General features: G+C 67.6%; 2 protein-coding genes, 1 tRNA gene and 1 pseudogene. 2 read left to right on the top strand and 2 right to left on the bottom strand.

Features of this window, described 5'->3' with window-relative positions; genetic code table 11:
• Positions 1-169 precede the first annotated feature (169 nt).
• Both ACZ3IC_RS12700 and ACZ3IC_RS12695 read left to right on the top strand, forming a co-directional pair.
• Positions 170-453 (top strand): annotated as a pseudogene (locus ACZ3IC_RS12700) (hypothetical protein); the annotation flags it as partial.
• 328 nt (positions 454-781) lie between these two features.
• A complete protein-coding gene (locus tag ACZ3IC_RS12695) occupies positions 782-1,399 on the top strand; it encodes an SMI1/KNR4 family protein (RefSeq protein ID WP_467415398.1) in 618 nt (205 codons plus the stop codon).
• Between the two features lie 64 nt (positions 1,400-1,463).
• Here ACZ3IC_RS12695 and ACZ3IC_RS12690 read toward each other — a convergent pair whose 3' ends face one another.
• Together ACZ3IC_RS12690 and ACZ3IC_RS12685 are read right to left on the bottom strand one after the other, a co-directional pair.
• Complete coding sequence (locus ACZ3IC_RS12690) at positions 1,464-5,321, bottom strand: DNRLRE domain-containing protein (RefSeq protein WP_467415395.1); 3,858 nt, start codon at positions 5,319-5,321, stop codon at positions 1,464-1,466.
• 679 nt (positions 5,322-6,000) lie between these two features.
• Positions 6,001-6,095 (bottom strand) — tRNA-Ile (locus tag ACZ3IC_RS12685).
• Positions 6,096-6,160: the final 65 nt, after the last annotated feature.

The following is a 6,160-nucleotide window of genomic DNA, read 5'->3' as shown; positions in this document are numbered from 1 at the left end:
GACTCCGAAGGGCCATAACCTTCATCATCCGTGCAGCACCGCATCAAGAACTCGACCTACATCGACTCCCCTTTACGTTCAGGACACACCAAGCGCCAGATGTTCGGCCGCGCCGGCTTTCGCCTACTCCGCAATCGAGTACTCCTCGCTTCGTGAAGCGTTCCACCCCATGAACCAAAGGCTGGTCGCGCACCGCAATCACGGCCAAGATCACGATCACTTCGACCCGCTCCCGCATCAGACGTACGCCGCGCTCGTCGGCGAGCCGCCGGACGGACTGCTGCTCGACATCACCGGCTGGCGGCGGAGGAGATCGAGGACGGCGTCGCCCTGTCCACCGAGCTGGGGCGGTGGCCCGGCGGCCGGGCGCTGCACGACCCGCTCCCCGGCGCACCGCGCCCGCCGGGCGGCCCGGGTGTGAAGTGCCGCTTCCACTCCTCGAACTGCCCGCCCTCGTCGTCGCGGACGCCCTCGGCTACCACGACAAGACCACGAGCCGCCTCCTCAGAGAGACCGGCGGGACCTGGAGCCGATACCCCGCCGGCGATCACACCCGGTCGCCGGCGGGGTGGGTTCCCCGGGGAACCCACGACAGATGAATACGCGAGCCCACCAGTACGAGGCCGGTTACACAGACCCGTGACTGAAGGCCTCTCAGGATGGACCGAGCAACTGAGCACTAACGGTCCGAGGGGAGGAGGTCACGTGCGGAAGCGTGCCTGGGGAAAGGCTCTGTGATGCAGGGGCGTTGGGCCCGGCGTCCGCAGATACCCGCGTCAGTATGCTGCTGATCATGAGTAGAGAAATCGCGCAGGCGTGGGGCCGGGTCGAGCGTTGGCTCGCGGAGAACGCGCCCGGCTCTCATCGCTCCTTGAGGGCGCCGGCCGCAGGTCCCGATATCGACCGGGCCGGCGAGTATGTGCCCATCCACGACGACCTTCGGTTCTTGCTCACCGTCCATGACGGGGCCGAGGGGTATGAGGTCGAAGGGGATGAGGAGGGCGAGGTGAATCCCGCGGCATGGCTGCCGGGAGGGTGTGAATGGCTCTCCTCGGAGCGGATGCTCGGCGTGCCGGCGGTTGCCCTGCGGGGTGTGCCGCGACCGGCCTGGGCCCCTTGGGCCGCGCCGGGCGATGCCGAGACCGGATTCGGCATTGACGGTGCTACCGGGCAGGTGAGGCGCTTTCCCGACGAGGGGGCGGCGCCGGTCGGGTCCGTCTCTCCCGAGTTCGGTTCCATCGCCGCGTACCTCGGGACTGTGGCGGAGGCTCTTGAGTCGGGAACGGGTCCTCTGGTCACCCCGGACCACCGCCCTGGTATTGCGCTCGGCTGTTTGCTGTGGGAGGACCCGGAGCGGGTATCGCTCGACGAAGCGGAGTGGCGTCCGTTGCACGAGTAGCACGTGCCCGGGCGGGGGCGGCGTCGACCGACGCCGCCCCCGCCCGTTCACGCGGTGCGTGAAATCACTTCTGCATCGTGCACTTGACTTCGGCCTTGGACGCGTCGCATCCGACGAACCATTCGTTGCCCGGATCGACCCAGAACGCGTCCTTGTCGAGCATGCGCATCTTCGACAGGAACGGATTCAGACCGACCGACATCCGGTCCATCGAGCCGCCGTTGATCGCGTTGGACATGGAGGAACGTCCGCACGTCTCATCCCAGGTGGGAGGGTCGTAGCGGGTGTCGTCGACCAGGTGCTCGGAGCCGTTGTCCGCCTTCACCGCCGCGGTCTGGACGCACTCGCCGCCGCCGTTCGCCCCGGCTGGCATCTTTCCGCCGACCGACGCCGGCATACCGGGGGACTCGTACGTCGCGGCGAACGGATACTCGTCGCAGGAGATCGAGTCCGGCCTTCCCGTGGCGATCAGCTCATGGTGCAGGAAGGTGTTCGGGTGGTTGAGGAACCGCTTGTTCGGCACCCATCCGTCGATCCGCTTCGAGCCGGACTTGGGGCACATCACCTTCTCCCGGGAGTGATCCTTGTTGTACCCGTTGGCCGGGCGTGACGGGGTCGTCTCGCCCGTCTTGGGTCCGGGGATGTAGTGCAAGGGGCTCTGCGGGCTCGCACCGAGCCCCTTGTGCTTGGCCTTGTTCTGGATCAGCCAGGCGTGCGCGGCAGCGGCCGGATAGTTGGCGGCGTTGAACTTGTAGCCGGGGGCATAGTCGGGAAGCACGCAGCCGTGCGTCGCGTACACCTTGTCGCACCGTACGCCGACCGCGGTCGAGGTGATCTCGACGCTGTCCCACACGCCGCCCTTGCCGGGGTCCACGACCTCCTGATCGCTGGTGAAGATCCCGTACACGTCCACGGGGAACTTCTTCGACAGGTCGATGTCACGCTTGCCGGACGCGTCCTGGACCGACCCGTTCCACTTGTGCGTCACGTTCCCGGAGACGACGCTGGTGTCGTTGTTTCCGTCCCAGACGGGTTCGTTGTCGCCGGCCCAAGTGAAGGAGGTGTCCTCCTCCACGCATCCGCCTGTGCCCACGCCGCAACGGGCTTTGGTGCCCAGGAACTTGATGGCTTCCCCGCCGAAGAACGGCAGGTAGCCGTCATCGAGCGGCTTATCGAGCGGCTTCATCTGGACGTACGTCTCAACGAGGCCGCTGTCGCCCGTCCGGTCCACCTGGACCTGGAGCATCACCTCGATGTTCTGCTGGAACTTCTGCAGCCCACCGGAGGTGGGGTCGACCGCCGACAGCTTCCACTGCTCGATCAAGCAGGCGGCGTCCCGGGTGAACGACGACTTCTGGTTCGCCTTGTCCGGATCGCAGAACGCCTTGTCCTCGATGACCGGACCTGACATCGCCCTGGCCTGGGCCGTGCCGCGGTCGCCATCGGCGGCCACGGTCTCGCGCCATGCCTCGGAACGCCCGGCCAGAGGTGTGACCTCCACCGTCATCGAGCCGCCCTGCTCCGTGTTGGTGAAGGTGCGGGCCGCCCCCTTCCGCGCCCTGGACGACACGACCGCTGCTTCCACGGGGGTGTTGATGTGATCCGGGGCCGTGGCCGTGGTGTCCGGCTGCGGAAGCTCGATGTCGACCTTCTGCGCACGGTTGTAGTCCCGGTTTCCGGCGGTAAAGCCGTAGTCCTTGATCGGGCCCACGTTGCCCGCCCGGTCCACGGTGCGCGTCTGCGTCACGTGGTTGCCGTCAGCGGCCGGCGTCGCGGTGTAGGAGGCTTCGGGCGCCACGGCCCTGCCAACGGGCGTGATGGTGCGTACCGAGGCCCAGCCGTAGTTCTCGGCGTCGTCCTCGTACGGGTCGAGGCGGTACTGCACCTCGTACGGAGACGCGTCGCCGGTCGTCACGTCGAAGGTACCGGGGGTGCCGGCACCGCCGCCGCCCCAGTTCTCCGGGTAGGTCGCCGAGGTGATCGACTGCGGCTCGACAGGAGCGGTGGTGTCGACGACAAACTGGGTCCAGGGGGACCAGCTCAGGTTGTAGTGGGTGCCGTCGTAGGCGTTGGTGCGGAACTTGTAGGTCTTGCCGTCCTGGAGCTGTCCGGCCGGAACGGTGACGGAGGCGGGCTTCCCCGAGTCGACGAAGTCCGACACGATCAGGCCCTCGCCGGCCGGGGTGGTGATGGGGGTGTTGGTGGCTGCGTCGTAGACCTGGAAGGTGACGTTGACCTTGTCGCCGTCAGGGTCGGTGACGGTGTCCCGCAGGGTCGGGGTGGTGGTGTTGACCGCCCACACGCCCGCGTACGACTTGAACGGCGTGCCGGCCTGTCGGTTGGTGCCGTCGGAGGGGCGGTAGTTGTAGGTGACGGACAGCTTGGGCTGGTTGGCCGCGTTGTTCGCGGAGTTGACCCGCTTCCACGCCTTGGTGTCGTCGGTGGCGGCACGCAGACCCATGTGGCCGCGGGTGGCCTTGGCGGACGCCCAGGACTGGACGAGGGTGTCGACGTCGGCGTTGATCCAGCCGTCGGGCTGGGTGGCGGCGCAGTCCGGGTTGCCCTTGGTCTGCGTGGAGGAGTGGTACTCCTGCTTCCAGGTGGGCTGCGTCGTCCAGCGGGAGGACGTGGAGGGGGCGGTGGTGTCCCAGACGGTCCAGGACTGGGCGCTGCAGTCGGTGTTGCCGGAGTGGAAGTTCCACAGGGCCAGGTTGGTGTCGACGATCAGCGCGTCCTGGATCGGCGTGGTGTTCCACGTGATGAAGGATCGGGCGGTGCGCGGGGTGCCGTCGGCGTTCTTCGTTCCTGGGTTGCCGAGGTCGAGTTCGACATCGGTGGACCAGTCGACGGTCTCGCCCTGCTGTACGTAGGTGTCGAAGGTGTTCGCCAAGGCGGAGGTGGAGGGGTCTACGGTGACCGGGTACTTCGTTGCGGGGTCGGCGAGGAACTTCGCCGAGGGGGTGATGACCAGGTCGACCTCCCCTGGGCCCTTGTCGACGACCTTCATGTCGACGCGGGAGCGGTTGGTGTGCTCGCCGGAGCGTTGGTCGACGGCGGCGTCCCACATGATGGGGGCGGGCATGGTGGCGCGCTTGGCACCGGTCTTGGCGTCGGTGAAGGTGAGCGAGCCGTCGTTGTTGGCCTTGGCCTTCAGGCCCTTGGCCTTGACGGGGAGCGTGTAGGAGTAGGCGCCGGTGGGCCGCTCGTCGATCTCGACGAACTGCTCGAATCCGGTGCGGGTTGCCTCGACGATGACGTCTGCGCCCGGCACAGCGTCGCGGTAACGGGCGCGGGTGCCGTCCAGCTCGGGCTGCGGCAGACCGCCCTTCCACTGCAGGGTCACCGCGTTGTCACCGCTGCCCAGGGTGACCAGGTCACGGGCAGCGCCGTCCTGTCCTGCGCGCAGCGACTTCGGCAGGGTGCCGCTCTTGCCGGCCAGGCGCAGGCCGTTGGGGTGCGCCTTGGGGGTGATGCTTCCGTCGGCGGCCACGGCCAGGGTGGCGTCGGCCTTCTGCCACCGGCCGTTCTTCCAGACCCGTTCGGGGCCGGCGGTGAGTTCGGTGGTGAGGGTGCCGTCGGGGTTGGCGACGGTGTAGGTGGTGGGGGTCGTCTCGTCGATGACGACGGTCTTCTCACCGGTCTTCTTCGCCTGGGCGATCGCCCAGGCCTTCGAGCCCCGGGCGTGCTTGGCCGCCCAGGCCAGGTCCGACTCCAGGATCTCCTTCTCGGAGGGCGCCTTGGCGGACGTCTCGGCGGCGGGTGAGGCCGGTTCGTCAGGTGCGGCCACAGCCGTCTGACCGCTGACTCCGGCTATGAGGGCGGCCTCGGCCGCCAGCACCAGGGCGGTCGCCAGGGCGATGCGGCCTCTTCGGCGCCGCAGGCCGGAGCTGTCGGATATGTGTCTGGACACGAGTGGGGTCATCCCTTCCGATTCTGCCGCTCGGCAAGATCACGAAGAGACGCTAACCGTGGTCTGTGCACACACATTGCGTTGATCATGAGATTCTGCGTGACCATGATCACGGTTGCCTAGAAGGAGGCGTGGATGTTGTGACGATCCATCAGCAAGTTTAAAGATTGCGTGGTGATGGCAGTTGCTGGCTTGACCTAGGAAGTCCAGGGCGTGACCACGTCTCCCCATCGGCCTGTGCGTGTCGCGGCCCCGCCTGGCGGGGGCCTGCCCTTGGCAGCCGCTGCCGGTGTCGCCCTCCCGGACATGGCGGGTCCGCTCTCACTGAGGCGTATGTCCACGCGTTCCCTCGTAACCGGGCATCCAGCCGACCCGGCACCCACAAGACGACAGGCTGCCCCCGATTCCATCAGCTCCAGGTTCACCAGCTGCTGCCGCGCATCTCCCGTGCCGAGCCAGCCAGCGTGCCGCAGCTCAACAGCCCGCAACCTGGGAAGTGGGGCGGGTGGGACCGCGCCACGACGCTCTCTCAGGAAACTGCCGCAAAAGGCCAGGTCAAACGCGTCCAAGGTACGCTGGCACGCTGCGACAGCGGGTCAGTACCGCACGGCGTGCGGCTAGTACCGCACGGAAAGCCGCCGCGAAATCCACGTTTCCCCAGGTCAGAACGATTCTGCCCGGGGATGCTCGGTGGGGCGGGTGGGACTCGAACCCACGGCCGCCGGATTATGAGTCCGCTGCCGCCTACTCCCTGCATGCGGTTGGTCCTGGGGTGGCCACCGCCTCGCTGGAAACCGGCGCACTCCGCCACCGCGTTCGGAGCCGCCCCTGGAACGAGGTGTCGGCGTGGA

This window comes from Streptomyces sp. NPDC002958, assembly GCF_055563255.1.
This window is presented reverse-complemented; position numbering and strand designations above follow the sequence as displayed.

Excerpts from the sequence above, each read along its gene's own strand:
- ACZ3IC_RS12695 (WP_467415398.1), top strand. The coding sequence starts at position 782 with ATGCTGCTGATCATGAGTAGAGAAATCGCGCAGGCGTGGGGCCGGGTC.
- ACZ3IC_RS12690 (WP_467415395.1), bottom strand. The coding sequence starts at position 5,321 with ATGACCCCACTCGTGTCCAGACACATATCCGACAGCTCCGGCCTGCGG.